Below are 23,004 nucleotides of genomic sequence, written 5' to 3' on the forward strand. Positions count from 1 at the left end.
ATCGACTGTTAATTGTTAAAGAACGTATTCGGTATTTCTATCTTGCCGCATGGTACGAAGCGTTGTGTTCGTTGCAGCAGAGAGGTGAGATTATGCAGCGTTTCGCGTTTCTCGTCAACCTCTTTTTACTACCGCGCCTCCTTGGAGACGGCCCTGACAGGCTGCTAACTACTTGATTTCGTTAACCCTTTCTGCGGGGAGGCGAACTATAGCAAAGCCTGCCCCGAACTGACAAGGGCTCTTTTTTACGCCGTGGCACGAACGGTACAGGTGCTGCGCTGCTCACCTTCTTCCAGGGTGATCGACACCGGCAGAAAACGGCCGATGACTTCCGCATTGGTGATGGCATGCTGGGAGATCACATCGGCCGTAAAACTGCCGCCGCCGGCCAGCGCCATCGGCAGCATCAACTGATCGGCCAGGTGCTCGCCCACCGCCGCCTGCGATGTTATATAGCGGCGCGCCTCGTGCATCGCATCCTTGGCGACGGTTTCGGCCCGCACCATTTTCTCGCCGAACGCGCAAAACACCTCGCTCGCGTATTCGTATTCCAATGTGATCAGCAAGGCATTGCCCGGCCCCTGATCGGCTGGCAAGCCACGCATGCGCAACTGGTCTCCCGACCAGCCCATTCCCAGGCCGACGCATTCGAGCTCGCGCAGCGCGATCGACGCGGGCAATCCCGCCACCATGCCCTCGGCATAGCCGCCAGTACGCTCGCCGCGCTCCGTCAACGTCAGCTGCTGCAATTGCGGGCATGGCGCGATAGTGGCCACAATGCAGCCGCCGCCCGCCGGATAAAACCCGGAACGCAGCAATTCAATGTTGATGTCCGCCCCCATCTTGCGCAGCAACGGTAAATATGCACGTTGCAGGAACTGCGCCGGCGGCGCCATGGGATTATGCGTGCCGCCGCTGATGCGCACCGTCGACGGGCCGTCCGCATGCAACAGGGCCAGCATCACCGTTTGCAGCACCAGCGTGCAACTGCCGGCCGAACCGATCGCGAACTGGTAATCGCCACCCTTGATTGCCTTGGGCGCAAACAGCAGCGTCTGCGACCCCAATTGCGCGCCGGTGACGATAGCCCCGCTGATCCCGGTGGCCGCCTGGACCGCCACCAGATGCTGGCGCAGCAGCCCGGGCTTCTTGCGGCCGGCCCGGATATTCTTGATGCAAAACGCCTGGCCGGTAATCATGGACAAGGTCAGCGCACTGCGCAGGATTTGTCCGCCGCCTTCGCCGACGGCGCCATCTAATTCAATCATCTTCAACTTTTCTTCTTATATATAGTGTAACCAGCGGCGGCATCAACCCTTGACGCACACCACCTGCTTGAGGATATGGACCACATCCACCAGGTCGCGCTGGGCGTGCATGACGGCGTCGATATCCTTGTACGCCATCGGAATCTCGTCGATCACGTTTTCATCCTTGCGGCATTCCACGCCCTCGGTCGCCTTGACCTGGTCGTCAACGGTGAAACGACGCTTCGCTTCGGTACGGCTCATGGTGCGGCCGGCGCCGTGGCTGCAGCTGTTAAAGCTGTCCGGATTGCCTTTACCACGAACGATAAAGCTCTTCGCCCCCATCGATCCCGGGATGATACCCAGTTCACCCGGACGGGCCGACACGGCGCCCTTACGGGTAATCAGCACATCTTTACCGAAGTGATGCTCCTTCTGCACATAATTATGGTGGCAATTGACCGCCTCCACGTGCGTCTCGAACGGCTTGGTGATCACGGTACGCACCGCCGCGATCAGGTTATGCATCATCACGTCGCGATTGGTGCGGGCGAATTTCTGCGCCCAGCTGACTGCCTCGATGTAATCGTTATAGTGCTGCGTTCCTTCGGCCAGGTACGCCAGATCCTGGTCGGGCAGGTTGATGAAGTGCGTGCGCATATCCTTCTTGGCCAGCTCGATGAAGTGGGTGCCGATGGCGTTACCCACGCCGCGCGAACCCGAATGCAGCATGAACCACACGAAACCTACCTCGTCCAGGCAGACTTCCACAAAATGGTTACCGCTTCCCAGGGTTCCCAGGTGACGGTAGTTATTCGTGGTTTTCAGCTTCGGCGTTTTCAGGCAGATGGCGTCGAATTCATCCTTCAACTGGCCCCAGGCCACATCCACCGCCGCTGGCGGCGTATTCCACGAACCCTCATCGCGGCCGCGGTAGCCGCGCGTCTTCGGCGACATACCGTGCGGGATCGCGCGCTCGATGGCGCTACGCAGCGCCGACAGGTTATCCGGCAGGTCGTTCGCGGTCAGGGTGGTCTTGGCAGCCATCATGCCGCAGCCAATATCCACGCCAACAGCCGCCGGAATCACCGCGCCGAGGGTCGGAATCACGCTGCCAATGGTCGAGCCTTTACCGAGGTGAACGTCGGGCATGACCGCGATATGCTTGTAGATGAACGGCATTTTGGCGGTGTTGGCCAGCTGCTTCTTGGCCACGTCTTCCACCGGCACGCCTTTGGTCCACATTTTGACGTGGCGGCCATCGTCCACATTCAGGACATCGTAGTTTTCGTTTTTCATATTTTTCTCACTATATATAAGGTGATGCAAGGGGGCGACAACATCGCCCGGATAATTTGCTCTACCAGTTGAGCTACGGCCGCTTGCGCAACCGCCCGGACTCGAACCGGGAACGCAATGTAGTCCGGACTGCATTCGCCAAAAATCAATTCCCGACAAGGAGTCGGCGGGACAAACAGTTGCCGGCTTCAGGCCAACAGCAACCCCTATGTAGTCCTGCCCGCATTCGGGGTAAAACGATTGAGCACGGCGCGACAAGAAAAATCCGATGCGAAATAGATTTGGAGATGTATTCGCACCAAGCATTCGCACCGCGCTCAAAACCTGTACAACAAATTCCCGACAAGGAGCGGCAAGACATGTCAGCTGTAGGACGCGAAGCCCTTGCAGCCGTGGATGTAGTCTTAACCTGCATTCGGGGTAAAACGATTGAGCACGGTGCGACAAAATTTTGCTGCGAACTTGGACATTTGCAAAATGTATTCGCATCGGCATTCGCACTGCACTCAAAACCGGTACATCAAAAAAACTTACTCAAGCAACCTTACTCAAGCGCGATCGCTTCGATCTCGCCCACCCAATGCGCCGCGCCCAGCTGGCCGGCCGCAAAGGCGGCGATGATTTTGAACACATCATCCGAAAAACCACCGACATTCAACACATCGGCGCGTTCCGCCGCCTGGCTGGTACTGTTCGGCGTGCAGTCGATACACACCAGCCGCGCCGCCGGATTGCGCTGCTTGAACACCGCCCATTCGGTCATCGTGGCGGTGGCGCCCGCACGCTGGTCGATCCACGATTCATTGTCGGACACGTACACCACCAGGTCGGCCATCACCTTCTGCTTGTTCATGTGCGCCAACGGTGCGCTGCAATTGGTACCACCGCCGCCAATCGCCGCCAGCTTCTGCGCATTGGTCATGACCGTATCGCGGGCATTCAATGCGCAAACCCGCACATAATTCTCGAACGGCAGCACCAGTGCATCCGGATTCTTGCGCAGCATCGCTGCGGCGATCAGCCCGGCCACATCGATACAACGCACCTTCGAGGTGCCGCCGCCCCGATAACCCGACACCGGCGACTGCATCGATCCGGATACATCCGGGCAAATCACGACCTTGCCCTCCACCTGCGGCACGTTCGACAGCGACAGTTCCAGCGCATCCTGCAAAGCATCGCTGATGGCCCGTGGCACATCGTCTGAAGCCGCCATATACGCCGACATTAGCTGGTACGGAAACACGCCCGCCTTGGCAATCGCCACCGGATCGCGCAGCTTGTCGGCGATGACTTCGACCATGCCCGGCAGCGCGTACACACCATTGCGGCCGAAGGTATTCAAATTCATGCGCACCATGTGCCAGCCGCCCTGGCGCGCAATCTGCGCCCATGCCTGCGCCGACAATGACAATGAAGTCAGCATCTGGAACGGCACCTCCGGCACCGGCTGCGACTGGTCGGCCTTGTACGCTTCGAAGGCCTTCAGCGCATCCGGCAGCGCCTCCGCGTTAAACGGCTTGCCGATCGACCAGGCGAAAAACGCTTCACGCCAGGCTTGCGACGGCTTCGGATGCACCATCTTCACCACATCGCCCAGCGACGGCATGGCGCCGATCGAGGCCGCCAGCAGCTCTTTTTCCGATGCGCGGTTCAACCATTGCTGCACCAGCTTTTTCGACCGGCTGCCCAGCGATTTACGACCCGCCGCGCCGGAGCGAATAATCTGTACCACATTGCGCAGCATCTTGCCGTTATTGACCACGCGGCGGAACACCGGGGTCAGTTCCGGCGCGCCCTTGGCGGCCAGTACAGCGGTCAACAGCGCCGGCATATCCTTCATATAACCGCGTTCGCGGCAGTAAATCGCGGTCTGCGCGATAAATTTGGCGTCGACCTTCTCGCACAGCTCCAGCACCGTCGCCAACTGCGATTGCGCATTGACGTAATAGGTCGAATTCAGGCATCCGGTGGCGGCATACTGCGCCAGCTGGTGCCGTGGCGTCATGCTGTAAGCCGGAGCGCCTGTCGAATTAAGACCATCGGCGCGAGGGACAAAGATTCCCTTCAAGGTCTGGAACAACTGTGCGTTTGCCATTTTGCCTTCCTCATTTTTCTTGTTTGTATCTCCTCTATTGCAAAGGGCGTGCCAGCTCGCAGCCCATCCGCATCAATTCCCCTTAAGTCCTTGATTTAAAAAAGATTACCAATTCGCCAAGCCAAACCGGCAAGAAATGGACAAGCTGGCAAGCACGTGATAAATTATCCGACAAGATAAAACTTTATACAGATATGAAACAGAAACGCATCGTGGTCATCGGATTCGTCGGCACCCAGCTCGACAGTGGCAAGGGCCCGGCCCGTTGGGAGAAGTGGCGCCCAAGCATCGCCATCACCCAGCACGAGGAATACGCCGTGCACCGCTTCGACATGCTCTACAGCGGCAAATTCGGCCCGGTGGTCGACGCCGTCACGGCCGACATCGCCGCCGTCTCGCCCGAAACGACGGTGGTCCCGCACAACATACCGATCAGCGACGCCTGGGATTTCGGCGAGGTCTACAGCGCCCTGTTCGATTTCGCCAAGCGCTACCCCTTCGATCCGGACAACGAGGATTACTGGATCCACATCACCACCGGCACCCACGTCGTGCAGATCTGCATGTTCCTGATGACGGAAGCGCGCTTCTTCCCCGGCCGCCTGCTGCAAAGCTCGCCGCCACGGCGCCAGTCCACCACCGAACCGGGCAGCTACGCGCTGATCGACCTCGACCTGTCGCGCTACGACCAGATCGCCCAGCGCTTTTCGCGCGAGCAAGCCGAAGGCGTGGCTTTCCTCAAGTCCGGCATTGCCACCCGCAACGCCAGCTTCAACACCATGATCGACGAGATCGAGCGCGTGGCCATCAAGTCGCGCGCGCCGATGCTGCTGATGGGGCCGACCGGCGCCGGCAAATCCTTCCTCGCGCGCCGGGTCTACGAACTGAAGAAAACGCGCCACCAGATCGACGGCAAGTTCGTCGAGCTCAACTGCGCCACCCTGCATGGCGACGGCGCCGCCTCGACCCTGTTCGGCCACGTCAAGGGTTCCTTCACGGGCGCCGCCGCCGACCGCCCCGGCTTGCTGCGCAGCGCCCACAAAGGCTTGCTGTTCCTCGACGAAATCGGCGAACTTGGTCCGGACGAACAGGCCATGCTGCTCAAGGCCATCGAAGAAAAGCGCTTCCATCCGGTCGGCAGCGACAGTGAAGTGCAGAGCGACTTCCAGCTCATCGCCGGCACCAACCGCGACCTGGCAAGCGAGGTGGTGGCCGGGCGCTTTCGCGAAGACTTGTACGCGCGCATCAATTTATGGACCTACGCCCTGCCCGGCCTGGTGGACCGGCCCGAAGACATCGAACCCAACCTGGTCTACCTGCTCAACCAGTTCAGCCAGGAATACGGGCAGATGGTGCGTTTCAACAAGGAGGCGCGCGAGCGCTACATGCGCTTTGCGATGTCGCCCGAGGCAGTCTGGGCCGGCAACTTCCGCGACCTGTCGGCGTCGGTCACGCGCATGGCGACCCTGGCCGAGGCGGGCGGCATTTCGGAGGGCATCGTCAGCGCCGAAGTGGCCCGGCTGCAAAAACTCTGGCACCACTACACGCGCGCGCCGGCGCCCACCCTGGCCGAGGTCGACCTCGCCGGGCTAATGGGCGACGAAGCCGCCGCCGGCCTCGACCTGTTCGACGCCCTGCAACTGGCCGCCGTGGTGCAGGTGTGCCGCGCGTCGAGCACCTTGTCCGACGCCGGGCGCAAGCTGTTCGCCGTCTCGCGCAGTGCCAAGAGCAAACCCAACGACGCCGACCGCCTGAAAAAATTCCTGGCGCGGTTCGACCTGGACTGGGATCGGGTCAGCGGCAGTCGGTAATTTGTCGGTATTGTCTTGGAAACAACAGCTATCATTTAAATAGGTTGTATTGGCGATAATTCCTGCGGTATTCTGCATACATATGCCCACGGCATACTTAGCGCAACGCTAAGCGTTATCGGGAGAGTCTGTCGATCGCAATGTCTCAGGTAAGGATCGATGGCGCCGAAGGAGCAACCGCCCCGGAATCTCTCAGGCCCCAGGACCGATAACGCATTTGAACTCTGAAGAGCCACCGGGAGTCGTCATCCGGTGCACCGAAGGAGCAAACCGGCCACGCATCGCGCGTTGCCGGCGAATCTCTCAGGTCCAGCACAGAGGGGGTATCCGACGCGCAGCGGCGCGCGGACTCTCCTATCTGACGTTTTTCGGACCTGGAAGACACATGAAAACCATTGCAGTAATAGGCGGCGGGATCACCGGCGTCACGACCGCTTACGCCCTTGCCAAACGTGGCTTTGCCACCACCCTGCTCGAACAACACCGCTACGCGGCGATGGAAACCTCGTTCGCCAACGGCGGCCAGCTGTCGGCCTCCAACGCCGAAGTCTGGAACCACCGCTCCACCATGCTCAAGGGCTTGAAGTGGATGTTCCGGCGCGACGCGCCGCTGCTGGTCAGCCCAAAACCGAGCTGGCACAAGCTGTCGTGGTTCGCCGAATTCGCCGCCGCCATTCCCCACTACCGCAGGAACACCGTGGAGACGGCGCGCCTGGCGATTGCCGCGCGCGAGCACCTGTTCGCGTGGGCCGAAGCCGAGGGCATCGACTTCGACGTCAAGCGCAAAGGCATCCTGCACATCTACCGCGACAAGGCCGGCTTCGAGCACGCCGCCAAGGTCAGCAGGATGCTGGCCGCCGGCGGCCTGGCGCGGCGGGCGGTGACTCCCGGCGAAATGCGCGCCATCGAGCCGACCCTGGCGGGCGACTTTTACGGCGGCTTTTTCACCGACAGCGACGCCACCGGCGACATCCACAAATTCACCACGGGCCTGGCCGCCGCCGCACGCCGCAATGGCGTGGACTGCCGCTACGGCATGCGGATCGGCGCAGTGCGCACCGACGGCCGCCACGCCCAGGTGACCGTGGGCGACGGCGAGCGCACCCAGACCGAGACCTACGACGGCATCGTCATCTGCGCCGGCACCGCCAGCCGCGCGCTGGCCGCCAGCCTGGGCGACCGGGTCAACATCTATCCGGTCAAAGGCTACTCGATCACGGTCAACCTGAACGACGCGGCCAGCCAGGCGGCCGCACCCACCGTCAGCCTGCTCGACGACGCCACCAAGCTGGTGACCAGCCGCCTGGGGATCGATCGCTTCCGCGTGGCCGGCACGGCCGAATTCAATGGCTTCAACCGCGACATCCGCGACGACCGGATTCGCCCGCTGATCGACTGGGTGCATGAATGCTTCCCCGGCGTGAACACGCGCAGCGTGATTCCGTGGGCCGGCCTGCGCCCGATGATGCCGACCATGCTGCCGCGCGTCGGTCGCGGCAAGTCGCCCTGCGTCTTCTATAACACGGGCCACGGGCATCTGGGCTGGACCCTGTCCGCCGTCACCGCCGACATGATCGGCGACTTGATGCAACGCTCTCTCGATTTTCCGACGCACTGACCATGTGCGTTGACAACGGTGTCCGGCATGCGTGCATGCCAATGCAGTCGCAGCACCCACCCCGCCTGGACAGGCGGGGCTCCAGTATCAATCTATGTGAGGAGAAGTCAATAATGCAAACAAAAATGCTCTCATGCCGTCCCATGCTCGCCGCCCTGCTGTGCGGCGCCAGCCTGGCCCTGGCCGGTGCGCCGGCACAGGCCCAGTCCGATGGGACCAGCACCTTCAAAGCGGTGCCCAAGCGCGCGGCAGCGGCGGCGCAGGCTGCGGCCCAGCGCGACTTCGCCCAGTTCGTGACGCACCAGGTACAAGTGCGCGGCGCCAGCGGCGCGCCGGTCGACTTCCCGCTCGACATCAACGACATGCAGGACCTGAAGGACGCCAAGATCGGCTACGGCTTCCCGGTCTATACGATCGATCCGAACGAGCTGCTGGCGGGACGCGGCAGCATGAAACAGATGGCCAAGGCGACCGGTCAGTGGCGCTTCGTCATCCTGTTGAACCGGCGTCCGATCGGCATGGCGACGGTGGAACTCAATAACGGGAACTACGAAACGGTCGCCTACGGCGCCGCCGTGCTGGCCAAGGATGTGGATGCGTCGATGGGCTACTACGCCGACGCCGAGCGAAGCAATGTGCGTTTCGTGCGCATCTACCAGGCGCGGTCCGACGTGCTGGAAGTGGTCGCCCGCGAAGACGGCCGCACCCGCTATGCACCTTTGCATTCGGCGCGCGAATCGCTGCTGATGCAACAGCGCGCCGTCAAGGACGGCAAGGCCGGCGACGCCCTGATGGACGAAGCGGAGCTGCTGCAGCCGCTGCGCAGCGCGGTCAAGCAGAACCTGGACGCTTCGAAGTAAGCCGACCATCCTCAGAACGAATCAGGAGATAACATGAACACAAATATGAAAAAGATCGTCGTCGGTGTCTCACTTTTGCTGGCGCTGCCGGCAGCCATGGCGCAATGGCGCACGCTGAGCGTGCCGCTGACGACCCAGGAACACAGCCAGTGGTGCTGGTCGGCGTCGAGCAAGGCGGTGCTGAACTATTACAAGAAGACACCGAGCCAGTGCCAGATCGTAAACTGGGCGTTCGGCTTGAACTACGCCTGCGGAAACACCTACTTCAACTGGAACAGCCCGGCCAACCAGCCGAACAATATGTACGGTTCCAACGGCAGCGTGCAGAACATCCTCAAGGCGTGGGGCGTGGCGAACGGCGCATACAGCGTGGCCTCGTCATGGAGCAGCGTGGTATCGGACATCAACGCCAATCGTCCGTTCGTGATGCGCTACGGCTGGAGCAACGGCGGTGGGCACATCATGGTGGGACGCGGGTACGAGACGGCCAATGGCGTGAACAACGTGTACATCATGGACCCTTGGCCGGGTGAGGGCCAGACCTACCGCACCTATAACTCCGCGGTGTCGGCGTCGGACCATCGCTGGACGCACACGCAGCGCATGAGCATCAACGGACCGACCTGAATGGCCTGAATTGCAAAACCGGGGTTTTCCCCGGTTTTGCAGGCTGTTGACGCGCTTGCGCTTGACCCTCTCGCTACGTGACGGTTTACCATCTTGCAAATGGAGAAACCGGCATGCTACTGAAAATAGGACAACTGGCCAAACGCAGCGGCTTGAGCGTGCGCGCCTTGCGCCATTACGACGATATCGCCTTGCTCACGCCCTCGGTCCGCTCGGACAAGGGTTACCGCCTGTACGACAGCGCGGACGTGGCCCGCCTGTATCGCATCCAGGCGCTGCGCCGCCTCGACCTGCCGCTCACGCAAATCCAGGCGATGCTGGCCGACGGCGGCGCCAGCCTGCCGCAGGTGGTGGCGCAGCAGATCGCGTCGCTCGAACGCCAGATCGCGCAAGCGAGCGCCCTGCACGGCCAATTGCGCGACTTGCAGGCGCAACTCGACGAGCGCCACGAGCCGTCGATGGACAACTGGCTGGCCGCCCTCGAACGCATGGCCGCCAGCGCACGCTACTTCACCGACGCCGAACTGCATACGCTCAAGACGCGGCGCCAGCACAGCGGCAGCGGCGGCGCCAATGCACAGCTGACCGCCACGCTGCACGAGCTGATGGCCCGGGGCCTGGCGCCCGACAGCCCTGAAGCCGGCGCGTTCGCGCAACGCTGGATCGCCACCCTGCTGGAGAGCGTGGGCGGCGATGAAGGGATGCTGATGAAGCTCTACGCCATGAACTGGAACGAGCCCACCCTGCACACTCTCAGCGGGGTTGACCGCGCGGCGATGCAGTTCATCTCGCACGCCATGGCGCACCGGCGCCTGGCCATCTACGCCAACTACTGCAGCCCGGCCGACATGGCCCTGCTGCGCCAGCACTACGTCAAGCAAACCGACACCTGGCCCATCCTCATCTGCGCCTTGCGCAATCACCTGGCCGAAGGCACGCCGGCCGCCAGCGTCGAGGTGCAAGCACTGGCGCGCCAGTGGCAGGCCCTGTCGCTGGCCAAGGCGGCGGGCCAGCCCGCGCTCCAGGCCAAGCTGCGCCACGCTTTCGACATGGAGCCCGGCTTGCGCACCGGCTCCGGCATCGACGCGCCGCTGATCGCGTACGTACGCGAAGCCATGCACAGTCTTTAAACCCACCAGGAATCACCATGCCAGGCCATTTCTTCACGGGGAACTACGCTCCCCTCGATACCGAATGCGACATCGACGCACTGCAGGTAGCCGGCACGCTGCCGCCGCAACTGCGCGGCGCGCTGTACCGCGTCGGACCGAACCCCCGCTTCGCGCCGCGCGACGACCACTATCACTGGTTCTCGGGCGACGGCATGGTGCACGCCTTCTTCATCGACGACGGCAAGGTGGCCTATGCCAACCGCTGGGCGCGCACGCCGAAATGGCAGCTCGAAAATGACGCCGGCCATGCGCTGTTCGGCACCTTCGGCAACCCGGCCACCAGCGACCCGTCAGTCCACGGCAAGAACAGCGGCACCGCCAATACCAATATGGCCTGGCACGGCGGGCGCCTGTTTGCGCTGGAAGAATCGCACCAGCCGTTCGAAATGGACCCGCACACGCTGGCGTCGAAGGGGCACCAGGATTTCGACGGCGCCGTGAACAGGCGCTTCACCGCGCATCCCAAGGCCGATCCGGCCACCGGCGAGCTGCATTTTTTCTCCTACCTGCCCGACAGTCCGGGGGAGCCCAACATGCAGTACGGCGTGCTCGATGCGCACTGCCGGGTCACCACGTCAGGCGTCTTCCGCGCCCCCTACGCAAGCATGATGCACGACTTCATGCTGACCGAACGCCATGTGCTGTTTCCGGTTACCCCGCTGACCATCAGCGTGGAACGCGCCATGAAAGGACTACCCTTGTTCGCATGGGAAGCGGAAAAGCGCAGCCACGTCGGCATCGGCGTGCGTGGTCAAGCGATGGACAAGCTGCGCTGGTTCGCCAGCGACGCCTGCCACGTGTTCCATGTGATGAACGCCTGGGACGATGGCGGGCGCATCGTGGCGTATGTGATGGAGTCACGCACCGCACCCGGCATGCCCAACGCCGACGGCAGCCCTGGCGACCCGGCCGGCATGGCGGCGTGCCTGTGCCGCTGGACGTTCGATATGGAGAGCGATGGCGATAGTTTCGAGCGCACCATCCTCGACGACCTGGCGGCGGAATTCCCGCGCATCGACGAGCGCTTTAGCGGGCGCCGCAACCGCGTGGGTTTTTACTGCTGCCACAGCGTGCAGCGCATCAGGAGCGGTTCGGAGAGTGTGCTGTACGACGCGCTGGCATGCTTCGACTTTGCCTCTGGCACGCGCCAGCTCTATACACTGCCGGCCGGCGACGTTGTCTCCGAACCGGTCTTCGTGGCGCGCTCGGCGCAGTCGCCCGAGGGCGATGGCTGGCTGCTGGCGGTGGCGTGGCGCGCCAAGGAAGGCCGCAGCGACCTGCTGGTGATCGACGCGACGGACCTGGCGGCCGGCCCCGTCGCAACGGTGCGCCTGCCGCACCGGATACCGTTCGGCTTTCACGGCTGCTGGCGCGCCAGCGACTGACTTACAAACTTACAAGCCGTCGAAGTTGGGCGGACGCTTGGCCAAAAACGCCTGCATGCCTTCTTTCTGGGCGGGCGTGCCGAACGCCGCGTGGAAGTAGCGGCGCTCGTAGCGCACGCCTTCGGTCAGGGTGGTCTCGAACGCGCGGTTGACGCTGTCCTTGATCGCCATCGCCACCGACACCGACATCGAGGCGATGGTGGTGGCCGCAGCCAGTGCTTCTTCCATCACCTTGTCCGCCGGGACCACGCGCGATACCAGGCCGGTGCGCTCGGCTTCGGCCGCGTCGATCATGCGCGCCGTGAGCAGCATGTCCATCGCCTTGGCCTTGCCGATGGTGCGCGGCAGGCGCTGCGTGCCGCCGGCGCCTGGGGTCACGCCGACCTTGATTTCGGGCTGGCCGAATTTGGCGGTGTCCGCCGCGATCAGGAAGTCGCACATCATGGCCAGTTCGCAGCCGCCGCCGAGGCAGAAGCCCTGCACCACGCCGATGACGGGTTTGCGCACGTTGAGGATATGTTCCCAGTTGCGGCCGATGTAGTTGCCGCCGTAGGTGTCGCCGTAGTCGTAGTCGACCATCGCCGCGATGTCAGCGCCGGCCGCGAAGGCCTTTTCGCTGCCGGTCAGGATGATGCAGCCGATATTGCTGTCAGCGTCGAACTTGTAGAGCGCGTCGCCCAGTTCATCCATCATGTTGTCGTTCAGGGCGTTCAGCGCTTTGGGACGGTTCAGGCGAATCACGGCCACTTTGCCGTGGGTCTCGATCAGCAGGTCTGCATAGTTCATGGAATCCTCTATAAAAAAGCGTGGGGTAATGTGCGATTGTAGCCAATCTGCGCGTCAATCAGGGTTTGGGCAACAGCACCCAGAGCTGGCCGCGCTGCTTCATGCGGCCGGCGTTTTCCATCGCATCAATGCCGAAGCCGAAGAAGAAGTCGGCCCGCACCGCGCCGCGAATGGCGCCGCCCGTGTCCTGCCCCATCACCAGGCGCCGCATCGGCACCTCGCTGCCCGATTCGGTGGTGGCCAGCCAGATGGGCGCGCCGAGCGGCAAGAACGTGGGGTCGATCGCGACCGAACGCGCCGGCGTCAACGCCACGCCCAGTGCGCCCTTCGGTCCGACCGAGGGATCGGGCAGGCGCTCTTCGCGAAAGAAAATGAAGCTCGGATTGGCGTTGAACAGTTCCTGGCGCCGCTCGGGATGCGCCGCAATCCAGGCCTTGATGCCCTGCGCGGTAGCCTGCTCCGGCGTCAGCTCGCCCTGCTCGATCAGCCAGCGTCCGATGGCCTTGTACGGATGGCCGTTCTGGTCGGCGTAGGCCACGCGTACCGTCTCGCCGCTGTCGGCCAGCTTGACCCGCCCGGAACCCTGCACTTCCAAAAAGAACGCTTCGACCGGGTCGTCGACCCACAGCAGTTCCTTGCCGGGGATGTCGGCGCGCTCGATCTCGGCGCGGCTGCCGTACGGGACCACCTTCTTGCCCACCAGCCGTCCGCGCACGCGCCTGTTTTTCAGCTCCGGATACACGCTGGCCAGGTCGATCGTCAGCAGGTCGTCCGGCACCCGGTACAGCGGTGTCTGGAAGGCGCCGCCGCGTTTGCGGGCGCCGCGCAGCAAGGGTTCGTAGTAACCGGTGATGAGGCCCGTGTCGACGCCGTCAGCCGCGCGCACCTGGTTCGGCACGAACCAGGTTTCAAAATAGCTGCGCAGGGCCGCGCCATTGTTTGCATCAACCGTGCGCGCGGCGCCGCACGCGGTTTTCCATTCGGGCTTGCGCGCCAACACCCCGCACGAGGTCATGAAAGCCGGCCAGGCCTGGCGCAGGTCGTCGCGCTCCCAGCCCGGCAGCGCGGCAAAGGTCGATGGCGTCATCAACGGCGCCGGTTCGGCCTTCGCTGGCGGTGGCAAAGGCGGCTCTGGCGGCGGCTCCACCCGCATTGCCGGCGGCGGCATGACGACCGGCGGCGCCTGTTTGGGCTCGGGCGTGGTGCATGCCGCGAGGACCAGCGCGACGGCGCCGGCCGAAACGAGTAAACTGATGCGTGTTGAAGACATGGGAGTCGATATGTGGGTGTTAATGCTTGAAGCAGGCGTGGCGTTTTTCCTGCTGGTGTTTATCGTGTGGTGGACGATGTATTCGGGACCGAAGCCGACCAATAACGACCAGCAGCTGAACGCGCCGGAGAAAAAACAGGAACTCCCCGACGACACCAGCCGCTGAGATCAGTGCAGGGTGCGCGGCAGCGACAGCACGAATTCGGGAATCTTGGTCTCGAACTGATGGCCGTCTTCGGCCACGCAGAAGTATTCGCCGGTCATCGAGCCTTGCGGGGTCGCCATCTGGGTGCCGCTGGTGTATTCGAACTGTTCGCCCGGCTGCAACAGCGGCTGATGCCCGACCACGCCCAGGCCGCGCACTTCGTCGATGTGGTTGTTGGCGTCGGTGATGACCCAATGCCGCGAGATCAGCTGCGCGCCGACGGTGCCGGTGTTTTTTATCGTAATCGCATAAGTGAACACGTAATTGCTTCGGCTCGGATCGGACTGCTCCGGCAGGTACTGGGTCCTGACAGTGACAGTAAATTCGTAAGCGGCCATCTGGATTTCCTTGATTAAGACTGTAAAAGTTGCCCGAGTGAATTTTCAGGTACCGGCCTGACACGGCCCGGCGAAGCATCATACCTTGCGCGGCAAAATGGGGCCGGCCGCAAGGGCGCGCCACGGGAGAGCGTAAAATAGCGCATCTTCATTAACCGCAAGCTTTTTGCCAGCCGCCGCCATGACCACTTTCCGCATCGCTCCCAGCATTTTGTCCGCCGATTTCGCCCGCCTTGGCGAAGAAGTCCGCAATGTCGTCGCCTCGGGTGCCGATATCATCCACTTCGACGTCATGGACAACCATTATGTTCCCAACCTGACCATCGGCCCGCTGGTGTGCCAGGCGATCCGCCCGCACGTGCAGGTGCCGATCGACGTGCACCTGATGGTCAAGCCGGTCGACCGCCTGATTCCAGACTTTGCCAAGGCTGGTGCGAACATCATCACCTTTCACCCGGAAGCGTCCGAGCATATCGACCGCTCGCTCCAGCTGATTCGCGATAACGGCTGCAAGGCCGGCCTGGTCTTCAATCCGGGCACGCCGCTGCACTTCCTCGACCACGTGATGGACAAGATCGACATGATCCTGATCATGTCGGTCAATCCGGGCTTTGGCGGTCAATCCTTCATTCCGGAAGCGCTGAAGAAAATCGCGCTGGCGCGCCGCATGATCGACGATTCGGGCCGCGATATTTTGCTGGAAGTCGACGGCGGCATCAAGATCGACAATATCGCCGCCGCCGCCGCTGCCGGTGCGGACACGTTCGTGGCAGGCTCGGCGATTTTCGGCCAGCCGGACTACAAGGCCGTGATCGACGCCATGCGCGTGGAGCTGGCCAAGGTCGGCAAGTAAGATCGGGGACCGCACCGACGCCGATGCGCTGATCGACGGCGTCGGTGCGGTCCCGATAACGATCAAGACAATCAAGCGCGAGTGAATAAGCCGGCGACGGAATTGATCCGCATCATAGATACCTGCGCGTTTAGATCAAAGAGATTCAGTAACGATGTATTCTGAATCGCGCCAACGTGAACTCCGACCGGTTTGGACAAACCCGGTTCAGATACACATGCCAACCGGCAAACCAAGCTTGGGCCTGCCGCTGGCCGGTGACAGCACAAGCGATGCGAACGCAGCGTCAATCAACAGCCTTCTTGTATCGCGTAGCGATACCCGATACAAAGGATGCCATGATAAGAACGTTCAGACACAAAGGACTGCAACGGTTTTTCGAGACGGGTAGCAAGGCTGGAATTCAAGCAGCGCATGCAGCGAAATTGCGTCTCCAGTTAGGCGCCCTTGACCAGGCAATTCGTCCGGAAGACTTATCAGCGCCATCATGGGATGGCTTCATCCGTTGAAGGGCGATTTGAAGGGACACTGGGCAGTCACCGTCAACGGCAATTGGCGGCTGATTTTCGCATTCGATGGGAACGATGCGATCCTCGTTGACTACCGACACTATCACTGAATTGACGAGGGATCATATGACTCGCATGCACAATCCGCCCCATCCTGGGGAAGTACTTCGGGAGTACTTGGGGGGCATGACGGTAACGGAAGCCGCCACCCGTCTTGGAGTAAGTCGTGTCACGCTTCAGCGTGTCGTTACGGGCGCCGCAGGGGTGTCGCCAGATATGGCGTATCGTCTCGGCACGGCCTTTGGAACAAGCCCGGAGTTTTGGGCGGGAATGCAGCTCCAATATGATCTCTACCAGGCCGGAAAAATCAAGCGGACGGGAATTGAACGGATCACGGCTAGCTAAAAAACCCGCAGCCTCCTGCGCCGCCAGATCGGACCTCTCTTGCCCCCGACAGTATCGACATCACCTCGACATGTTGACCTGCGAGCCATTCCTGTTCACGCTGCACGGACTTGATCCGGGAAGGCGCAGGCTCGATCAACGGGAGCAGAAGACCATCCGGCAGGTGATTCGAAAAGCGCACCGGCTTGTCGACACGCTCCCTGCATACCTGACTGCATGAACCCTCCGGTAGAATCATCCCAACCTCACCGCGCCGATTCAATGTTTACCAACTCTGCCAACCCACGCCCCGATCCGCGCCGTCATACCCGTTAACGATCAAGACGATCAAGCGCGCGCCTCTCGAACAACGGGCACCCGCTGGTGCTTGGCGGCGTTGTCGTTTCATGTCCTGAATTGATCTCCCTGGCCCGCAGCGCAAGTCAAGCCGCACTCGCTACCGGCTTGATGGCGGAATACCGCCTCACGCGCGAACAGGCGGCCAGGGCATCAGTGGAACTGATCGACTTCATGAAAACCTATCAGCGCCAACACACCGGCGGCATCATCCCTACATGTCGTAACGCACCGCCAGGCCCACGCTGCGCGGGGCGGACACATCGAGCACCCTGCCCGACTGGTTGTTAGCGATGTACTGACGGTCCGCCAGGTTTTTCACATAGGCGGTGACGGTCGCCTTGCCGATCCGGTAGGCGAGGTTGGCATTGATCAGGGTGGCGTCGTCGCTGCGACGAACCTGGCTCACTTTGCCGCTGGTATCGGTCAGGTAGGCCGATGCGCTGCCATCCTGGTAGATCGCGTCGGCGCTGGCCGTGAGCCGGTCATTGGCGCGATACACCAGCCCGACGCTCAGCTTGCGGCGCGGCGCCCCGATGAACGCGCGGCCGCTCAGGTTCTCGCCGTTGGAGACGAAATCAAGGTAGCGGGTATCGCTGTACGAGGCACCAGCCTGAATCTGAAGCGCGCGGTTCAGGGCAAACTCGGCGCCAAGTTCCAGTCCTCTCATCCGGCTATGCCCTGCGTTGCCCACTTGTAGCTCTTCGTTGGCATCGAGCCGCGCCACTTGCTGATCTTTCCAGTCGGTGTAGTAGACGTTGGCCGTGGTGCGCAGCTTCTTGTCCAGCCAGGCCGCGCGGTGCGAAACTTCAAAGGTATTCGTGTACTCGGGATCGTATGGCTGGTGATTGGTGCCGACCCGCACGTTGACGCCGCCGCTGCGGTAGCCGCGCTGCACGAAAGCGCCGAGCAGCTGCTCTGGCGCCAGGCGGTAGTGCAGTCCCACTTTCGGCAACAAGGCGCTGAAGGTCGTGACCTGCCTGACCGAAGGATCGCTCGCCAGTTCGTCTTCGAGCTGCGTGTTGTTGCGCTCACGCTCGTAGCGCAGGCCGCCGACCAGTTGCCATTGCGGCGTCAGGTCCAGCGTCGCTTCACCGAACACGCTGCGGCTGGCGATGCGGGTCGTTCCCGTCACACTGCCGACGATAACGCCGCTGTAATCGAGCCGGTCGTCCAGTTCGTTCCTGACGGTGCCGTAGTAGACGCCAGCCTGCGCCTGCAGGCCGGGAACCTTGTAGGCGACGCGCACTTCCTGATTGAACAGCCTGTTCTTGTGGACGCGCATGACTGACTGGGTGCGGTCGGCGCGCTGGTCGAAGTCGAGCAGCGCATCGTAGGTGCCGCGCGAAGATGAGGTGATGCTGGTCAAGGTCATGGCCGGCGTGATTGCATAGTCGGCGCGCAAGGTCGCCGTATCCTGGTCCATCTGGTCGAATTCCCCGGTGTTATAGCTCACCGTGTAGTATTGCGGACCTGCGTTCACGGCCTGAATGCCGCGCCGGTTGCGCGTGTGCGCCAGGGTGAACAGCACATCGAGTCCGTCGACCGGCTCCACCAGGACCTTGGCGCGCAGGCTGGTGCTACGCTGCGGGTTGGCGTCCGTGCCCAGGGTTGCATTGCGAATGTAGCCATCGCCACGCTGCACATCGGCCGCGAAGCGCGCCGCCACCTTGCCCTCGACAAGCGCGCCGCCGCCGGCCACCGAGGCGCCGCGCTGACCATCGTTGCCGCCGTTAAGCCGGGCCGACAGCGATGGCGCATAGGTCGGGTTCCTGGTCTGGAACACGATGGCGCCGGCCAGTGCATTGCGCCCTTGCATGGTCGATTGCGAGCCGCGGAAAATCTCGACCTGCTCCACATCCCACAGCGGCATCGGGCTCAGGGTCAGCATGCGATGCGGCTGCAAGGCGTCGTCCACATACACCGAGACGGCGCCGTTGCTGGTGGCCGGCCCCTGCTCGTCGAAGCCCGCCACCGGTACCCCGCGAATGCCCCAGGTTTCATTGCCGGACTGGGTATTGAGGCCCGGCAGCCGCCCGATGATGTCGCTCAGCGAGGTATCCGCATGCTCAAGGATATCGCGCGCGGTCACCACCGCCACGCTGGCGAGCGTGTCATCGAGCGGGCGGTCGATTTTGCTGCCCTTGACGATGACCGTCTCGAGCGCCGGTTCCGGGTCGGCGGCGGCCGCGCTTCCCGCCGCCATCAGCCACAGGGCCGCCGCGACCGCGATGGCCATCTTGTTTTTTTCAATGTGGAACAGCTTCATACGTTTACTCCGGTTTGTTTTTGCGGTTTGTTTGTGCGGTTTGTTGTTTGTGTGACTGGCGCCGTGCCGCACGCGCCAGGCGGCGCGGATGCATCATTGCCAGCGATGTGATGTGCCTCGTCAGCCCCGTTCAGCCGCCTTGAGCCGCCGGCTCGCGAGCAGCAAGCCCGCGCCCAGCGCCAGCATGACGCCGTCGACCATGTGGCTGGTGTCGAAGGGACCGGGGAGCGCAAAGAGCAGCGTGTCCCGGGTCGTGAGCGCATTGAGCGGCGCCACGAGCACGAACAGCACGCCGGCCAGGCCAAGCAGGCCGCGCACGGCGCCCGGCTGCGCACCGCGCCAGAGCGCCCAGGCCGCGCACAGGGCCCATGTTGCGATGAACACGATGGCAGGCGCGCCCTGCACCGCCATCGCGCCCGGTGCCAGCCGATCGGCCAGGAACAGGCTGGCGAACGCAATGGGAAAGCCGAGCGTCACCCCTGCGCACAGCCCGTGCATCAGCCGGTGCGAACGCGCCAGCGTGCCGGCGTGCCGCTGCCGGTCCAGCCATAGCACGATGCCGGACACCGGCAGCATGCAGGCGGCCAGTCCGAGTATCAGATACACGAACTTCAGTCCGGCCCCGCCGAAATCGCCAAAATGCAGCGGCAGCATGGCGGAGTACGTCCGCCATCCGGCGCCCTGGTGCACGCCGCGCGGCAGCGCGACCAGTTGGCCTTGGGCGTCGAATATCTTGCGGTCGGTAGCGCTCAGGTAATCGGGACGCTCGCCGTCAACCGTCACCGTGGCCTTCGCATCGCCGCGCTGGGAAAATGTGATGAAGCGCGGCACGAACGGCTCGCCTGCAATGTCGGGCGCGAGCATGGGGCCGGAGCGGCCGGGCGCCGCCCTGAGCGTGCCCGGTTGGCCGGCGCTGCCGGTCAACTCGGCATACGCCTTGCCGGCATCGCCGCGATGGACGACAAGCGCCGTCTGCAGCAACAGCAAACCCGCCAGCCCCAGGATACTGCCGGTAAAACCCATCATCCCCAGGAACACCATGCCCCAGGTGCCGGCCACTTTATGCGTGTCCGACCAGCTCAGGCGCCAGCCGCGTCCCGTGCGCAAGGTAAACACCTCGCGAAACAAGCGGCGGTGGGTCATCACACCGGTCAGTACCAGGAACAGCAGCGCGATACCCAGCAAACCGGTCGCATAGGCACCGATCGGGAAAGGCAGCAGCAGATCGGAATGCAAGCGCCGCAACATGTGGCCAAAGCCTTGCGGCTTGATGGCGACGAGTGCGCCCGAGGCGGGATCGAAGATCGCCATCCGGTCCGAATCGTCCGTCAGCCGCAAAATGAGCCCATTTGTATGATGCGGCAGTTGAAAGCTGGCGCTGTCGCCGGCCAGACCGCGCCGCGTAGCCTGCGCCAATGCTGCCTTGACATTCGGCTCGCCGTTGGGCGGCGCGCCGATGCGCTGCAGTTCCGGGTACTGCCACAGCACAAGCTCGTGCACGAACAAGGCCACCGAACCCGATGCGCAGACCACATACACCATCAGCGCGAGGATAATCCCGGCCCAGGAATGCAGGAGATACCAGGCCTTGGGGCTGGCCGCTTGCGGGTGATCATCCAAAGCGATAACCCACGAGGACGGCCGCGTACAGGATCAAGGCGCCCGCGAGCAGGCGCCGCCACAGCTGCTTCCAGCTGCTGAACCAGAGCCACAGCATGGCCGCGACCCAGGAAAGCGGAATCAGTATGCCGCCGAAGAAGATATTGTTGGTGCGCGTGGACGGAAAATGCAGCGCCCATGCCAGGCCGATGCCGCACGCGAGCACAAGTCCGCCCAGGAACGAGACCAGGAAACGTCCTGTCACTTGGGCGGCGCCGCGACCGGCCGCCGCGCCCCATTGGCAAGCCGTACACGCGATGATTGCGCCGTCCGCCACTGCGCGCGCAGTCCGGCTGCCAGGAATGGCGTCAACAGGCCGGCGGCCAGCAGGCTCACGAGCCAGGCCGCAACGCCGCGTTCAACGCCGTGCGCCAGCACGCTGGAAGCGGCGGCGACCGCCATGCCCGCCAGGCCCGCTGCGATGAAGACCGCGCGCAAGCGGGGCCCACGCGCGAGTCGCTGGTGCAGGCATTGCATCGACACCAGGAGAGCGAAAAAAGTGAGCACGATTACGAATGAGAATAACTATCATTCCATTTTACTGTTGCATTGTTTCAACGTCAACTTCCATATTTACACCCGGCCATGCGCGTTGAACTGACCAAGGCTGGCAGGTAAAATGGACGCCATGCCCTATTTTGAACTTTGCCTCGGATTTGCGCCCTCGTTCCACCGCCCCGGCGCGATTCGCGTCGAGGGCGACGTCACGGGCGTGGCGACATTCGAATCCGGTCCCACAGGACTCTTTCCGGGCCTGGCGTTTGCGCTGCCGGTGGAATCGGAACGCATGGCGACACTCTTCGATTGCTGCCTGGGCATGCTGACCGGATGGGACAAGCGCTGGAGCAAATCCGGGCTCGATGGCATCGGCATTGAAGGCACATTCGATTCGACAGAGGCAACGCCGCGAACATTTACGCTGTGGAGCCCCAGGTGCAAGGGGGCGCCGCAGGCGATGATCCGCGCTGCGCTCGACTGTTTTCCGGTCGAGCGTTGCAGTGGCGTTGCGGAGGCCGGGCTTGAGAATATGCGCAGCTACTTCGATCTGCAGCCCCCTGTCACGGTATACGCCGAAACGCCGATCCGGCTTCGTCTCGCGCCGCACGTTGGCGTCGATGACGCGAACGAGGTCGAAACGCGTGTGCGCGCCCTGCCCGGCCACGTTGACTTGATCGTCGATTTATCCGGGGCCGACAACGTCGGCCGGGTGTTGGCGCAGGTGCTCCCCATGCAGCTGCTTCTGGAGCGAAGCCAGGCCGTGCGCTGGATCGTATACAGCACCGACGCCGATGCGCTGATCGCCAGCGGGGTTAACCCGATAACGATCAGGACGATCAAGCGCGAGCGCATCTCGAACAACGGGCACCCGCTGGTGCTTGGCGGCGTTGTCGTTTCATGTCCCGAATTGATCTCTCTGGCCCGGAGTAGAAGCCAGGCCGCACTGGCCACCGGCTTGATGCGGGAATATCGCATCACCAGCGAACAAGCGGCCAGGGGATCGGTGGAACTGATCGACTTCATGCAGGCATATCAAATTCAATCCAACTAATGCCACGCTGTCACTTCATCCATTGGAAATTCACCGCCCCGATTATTGGTTCCGCGATCCCGCCCTCGATGAGGCGGCCACTATTGGCATGGCGGCTATCCTGCCCCGGGTCGGACAACGCGCGGCAGTCGGATTCGCACCCGATACCGCGCTGTGCGTTGGTGCGGTTGAAACGCTTCTTTGGCAGCCTCCGCATACCGAATTGAACGGATGGGTCGACCAACCGTCCGAGATCGCACACAGCTATCTGGTGAGTGCGAAGGTGATCGACCTCGCCACCAGCCTCGAACAGCGCAATGGTTTTTCAAACGTCTATCGGCACCATGTCGACATCGTCTCCTGCGAGCCGCTTCTGCCCGTGCTTCATGGACTTCATGAGGAAGCAAAGAGCTGGGGCCTGGTCAAGGTGGGCACGCAGCGCGACACCTTGCTGGTCTGGGACGAGGTGCACTGGTGCGGCACCGCAGCGATCGATGGGCTCATCTTCGTCATGGGCAACGCCGACCAATCGTTCATGGAACTGATCGTCGAAGACGTCGATGGCGAGCTATTCGGACTTTTCAATGGCCACATGGACCCGGGCGGCAGCAGCCACCATGTGGGCAGGCACCGGCTCGATCGGCGTGAGCAGAAAACCATCCGCCAGGTGATTCAAAAAGCGCACCGGCTTGCCGACACCGCCTCTGCGTACCTGACCGATTGAACGAG

General features: G+C 62.7%; 21 protein-coding genes, 1 pseudogene and 1 riboswitch. Of the genes and pseudogenes, 13 read left to right on the forward strand and 9 right to left on the reverse strand.

Annotated features, from left to right (window positions below):
- Positions 1 to 245: 245 nt before the first annotated feature.
- From rtcA to F2P46_RS32250, 3 genes are all read right to left on the reverse strand, one after another.
- On the reverse strand, positions 246 to 1,268 hold the full coding sequence (rtcA, locus tag F2P46_RS32240; protein ID WP_166898147.1) for an RNA 3'-terminal phosphate cyclase: 1,023 nt from the start codon (positions 1,266 to 1,268) through the stop codon (positions 246 to 248).
- A gap of 42 nt (positions 1,269 to 1,310) precedes the next feature.
- The gene (locus tag F2P46_RS32245; protein ID WP_166898149.1) at positions 1,311 to 2,546 is read right to left on the reverse strand and encodes an RtcB family protein; all 1,236 of its coding nucleotides are present in this window, start codon (positions 2,544 to 2,546) and stop codon (positions 1,311 to 1,313) included.
- A gap of 544 nt (positions 2,547 to 3,090) precedes the next feature.
- Positions 3,091 to 4,554: an RNA-binding protein gene (locus F2P46_RS32250; RefSeq protein ID WP_229509547.1), complete on the reverse strand. Its 1,464-nt coding sequence runs from the start codon at positions 4,552 to 4,554 to the stop codon at positions 3,091 to 3,093.
- Positions 4,555 to 4,838: 284 nt separating this feature from the next.
- On the opposite strand from F2P46_RS32250, the gene rtcR reads away from it, so the two are divergent.
- The 6 genes from rtcR to F2P46_RS32280 all read left to right on the forward strand — a co-directional run bounded on the left by rtcR (position 4,839) and on the right by F2P46_RS32280 (position 12,117).
- A complete protein-coding gene (gene rtcR / locus F2P46_RS32255) occupies positions 4,839 to 6,455 on the forward strand; it encodes an RNA repair transcriptional activator RtcR (protein WP_166898153.1) in 1,617 nt (538 codons plus the stop codon).
- A gap of 109 nt (positions 6,456 to 6,564) precedes the next feature.
- A riboswitch (glycine riboswitch) is annotated at positions 6,565 to 6,673 on the forward strand.
- 167 nt (positions 6,674 to 6,840) lie between these two features.
- Entirely contained in the window at positions 6,841 to 8,073 is a 1,233-nt protein-coding gene (locus tag F2P46_RS32260; protein WP_166898154.1) for a D-amino acid dehydrogenase, read from the forward strand.
- Between the two features lie 113 nt (positions 8,074 to 8,186).
- Positions 8,187 to 8,933 carry a hypothetical protein gene (locus F2P46_RS32265; protein WP_229509548.1) on the forward strand — a complete coding sequence of 249 codons (747 nt, stop codon included), beginning with the start codon at positions 8,187 to 8,189 and terminating at the stop codon, positions 8,931 to 8,933.
- 33 nt (positions 8,934 to 8,966) lie between these two features.
- The gene (locus tag F2P46_RS32270; RefSeq protein WP_229476879.1) at positions 8,967 to 9,560 is read left to right on the forward strand and encodes a C39 family peptidase; all 594 of its coding nucleotides are present in this window, start codon (positions 8,967 to 8,969) and stop codon (positions 9,558 to 9,560) included.
- Between the two features lie 113 nt (positions 9,561 to 9,673).
- Positions 9,674 to 10,690 (forward strand): MerR family transcriptional regulator, encoded by a 1,017-nt coding sequence (locus F2P46_RS32275; RefSeq protein ID WP_166898156.1) that lies wholly within the window; start codon positions 9,674 to 9,676, stop codon positions 10,688 to 10,690.
- 17 nt (positions 10,691 to 10,707) lie between these two features.
- Positions 10,708 to 12,117 (forward strand): carotenoid oxygenase family protein, encoded by a 1,410-nt coding sequence (locus F2P46_RS32280; RefSeq protein ID WP_166898158.1) that lies wholly within the window; start codon positions 10,708 to 10,710, stop codon positions 12,115 to 12,117.
- Between the two features lie 9 nt (positions 12,118 to 12,126).
- Here the strand turns inward: F2P46_RS32280 and F2P46_RS32285 are convergent, their stop codons facing one another.
- Positions 12,127 to 12,903 carry an enoyl-CoA hydratase gene (locus F2P46_RS32285; RefSeq protein WP_166898160.1) on the reverse strand — a complete coding sequence of 259 codons (777 nt, stop codon included), beginning with the start codon at positions 12,901 to 12,903 and terminating at the stop codon, positions 12,127 to 12,129.
- 58 nt (positions 12,904 to 12,961) lie between these two features.
- The gene (locus F2P46_RS32290) at positions 12,962 to 14,173 is read right to left on the reverse strand and encodes a murein transglycosylase A (RefSeq protein WP_166898162.1); all 1,212 of its coding nucleotides are present in this window, start codon (positions 14,171 to 14,173) and stop codon (positions 12,962 to 12,964) included.
- Here F2P46_RS32290 and F2P46_RS32295 point away from each other — a divergent pair.
- Positions 14,157 to 14,339: a hypothetical protein gene (locus tag F2P46_RS32295; RefSeq protein ID WP_166898145.1), complete on the forward strand. Its 183-nt coding sequence runs from the start codon at positions 14,157 to 14,159 to the stop codon at positions 14,337 to 14,339. The two genes, F2P46_RS32290 and F2P46_RS32295, sit on opposite strands and share 17 nt — an antisense overlap.
- A 2-nt stretch (positions 14,340 to 14,341) precedes the next feature.
- Here F2P46_RS32295 and apaG read toward each other — a convergent pair whose 3' ends face one another.
- Positions 14,342 to 14,716 carry a Co2+/Mg2+ efflux protein ApaG gene (apaG, locus tag F2P46_RS32300; protein WP_166898164.1) on the reverse strand — a complete coding sequence of 125 codons (375 nt, stop codon included), beginning with the start codon at positions 14,714 to 14,716 and terminating at the stop codon, positions 14,342 to 14,344.
- 181 nt (positions 14,717 to 14,897) lie between these two features.
- On the opposite strand from apaG, the gene rpe reads away from it, so the two are divergent.
- The 3 genes and pseudogenes from rpe (at position 14,898) to F2P46_RS32315 (ending at position 16,483) form a co-directional block, all read left to right on the forward strand.
- Positions 14,898 to 15,569, forward strand: a complete 672-nt coding sequence (gene rpe / locus F2P46_RS32305; protein ID WP_166878176.1) for a ribulose-phosphate 3-epimerase — start codon at positions 14,898 to 14,900, stop codon at positions 15,567 to 15,569.
- Positions 15,570 to 15,907: 338 nt separating this feature from the next.
- Positions 15,908 to 16,188 (forward strand): annotated as a pseudogene (locus F2P46_RS32310) (type II toxin-antitoxin system RelE/ParE family toxin).
- Positions 16,189 to 16,204: 16 nt separating this feature from the next.
- On the forward strand, positions 16,205 to 16,483 hold the full coding sequence (locus F2P46_RS32315; RefSeq protein WP_166898166.1) for a HigA family addiction module antitoxin: 279 nt from the start codon (positions 16,205 to 16,207) through the stop codon (positions 16,481 to 16,483).
- Between the two features lie 550 nt (positions 16,484 to 17,033).
- Here the strand turns inward: F2P46_RS32315 and F2P46_RS32320 are convergent.
- The 3 genes from F2P46_RS32320 to F2P46_RS32330 all read right to left on the reverse strand — a co-directional run bounded on the left by F2P46_RS32320 (position 17,034) and on the right by F2P46_RS32330 (position 20,952).
- Positions 17,034 to 19,088 carry a TonB-dependent receptor gene (locus F2P46_RS32320; RefSeq protein WP_166898167.1) on the reverse strand — a complete coding sequence of 685 codons (2,055 nt, stop codon included), beginning with the start codon at positions 19,086 to 19,088 and terminating at the stop codon, positions 17,034 to 17,036.
- A 120-nt stretch (positions 19,089 to 19,208) separates the two neighbouring features.
- Entirely contained in the window at positions 19,209 to 20,708 is a 1,500-nt protein-coding gene (locus tag F2P46_RS32325; protein WP_166898169.1) for a PepSY domain-containing protein, read from the reverse strand.
- Positions 20,701 to 20,952 carry a hypothetical protein gene (locus tag F2P46_RS32330; protein ID WP_166898170.1) on the reverse strand — a complete coding sequence of 84 codons (252 nt, stop codon included), beginning with the start codon at positions 20,950 to 20,952 and terminating at the stop codon, positions 20,701 to 20,703. Before F2P46_RS32330 ends, F2P46_RS32325 begins: the two co-directional genes overlap by 8 nt.
- Before the next feature lie 56 nt (positions 20,953 to 21,008).
- Here F2P46_RS32330 and F2P46_RS32335 point away from each other — a divergent pair, with 56 nt between their 5' ends.
- The 3 genes from F2P46_RS32335 to F2P46_RS32345 all read left to right on the forward strand — a co-directional run bounded on the left by F2P46_RS32335 (position 21,009) and on the right by F2P46_RS32345 (position 22,999).
- On the forward strand, positions 21,009 to 21,266 hold the full coding sequence (locus F2P46_RS32335) for a hypothetical protein (RefSeq protein WP_166898172.1): 258 nt from the start codon (positions 21,009 to 21,011) through the stop codon (positions 21,264 to 21,266).
- A gap of 100 nt (positions 21,267 to 21,366) precedes the next feature.
- Positions 21,367 to 22,296 (forward strand): hypothetical protein, encoded by a 930-nt coding sequence (locus F2P46_RS32340; RefSeq protein ID WP_166898173.1) that lies wholly within the window; start codon positions 21,367 to 21,369, stop codon positions 22,294 to 22,296.
- Between the two features lie 22 nt (positions 22,297 to 22,318).
- The gene (locus F2P46_RS32345; protein ID WP_166898175.1) at positions 22,319 to 22,999 is read left to right on the forward strand and encodes a hypothetical protein; all 681 of its coding nucleotides are present in this window, start codon (positions 22,319 to 22,321) and stop codon (positions 22,997 to 22,999) included.
- The last annotated feature ends 5 nt before the right edge of the window (positions 23,000 to 23,004 follow it).

Origin of the sequence: Massilia sp. CCM 8734 (assembly GCF_011682155.1) — a bacterium.
Taxonomy (GTDB): Bacteria; Pseudomonadota; Gammaproteobacteria; order Burkholderiales; family Burkholderiaceae_D; genus Telluria_A; species Telluria_A rubra.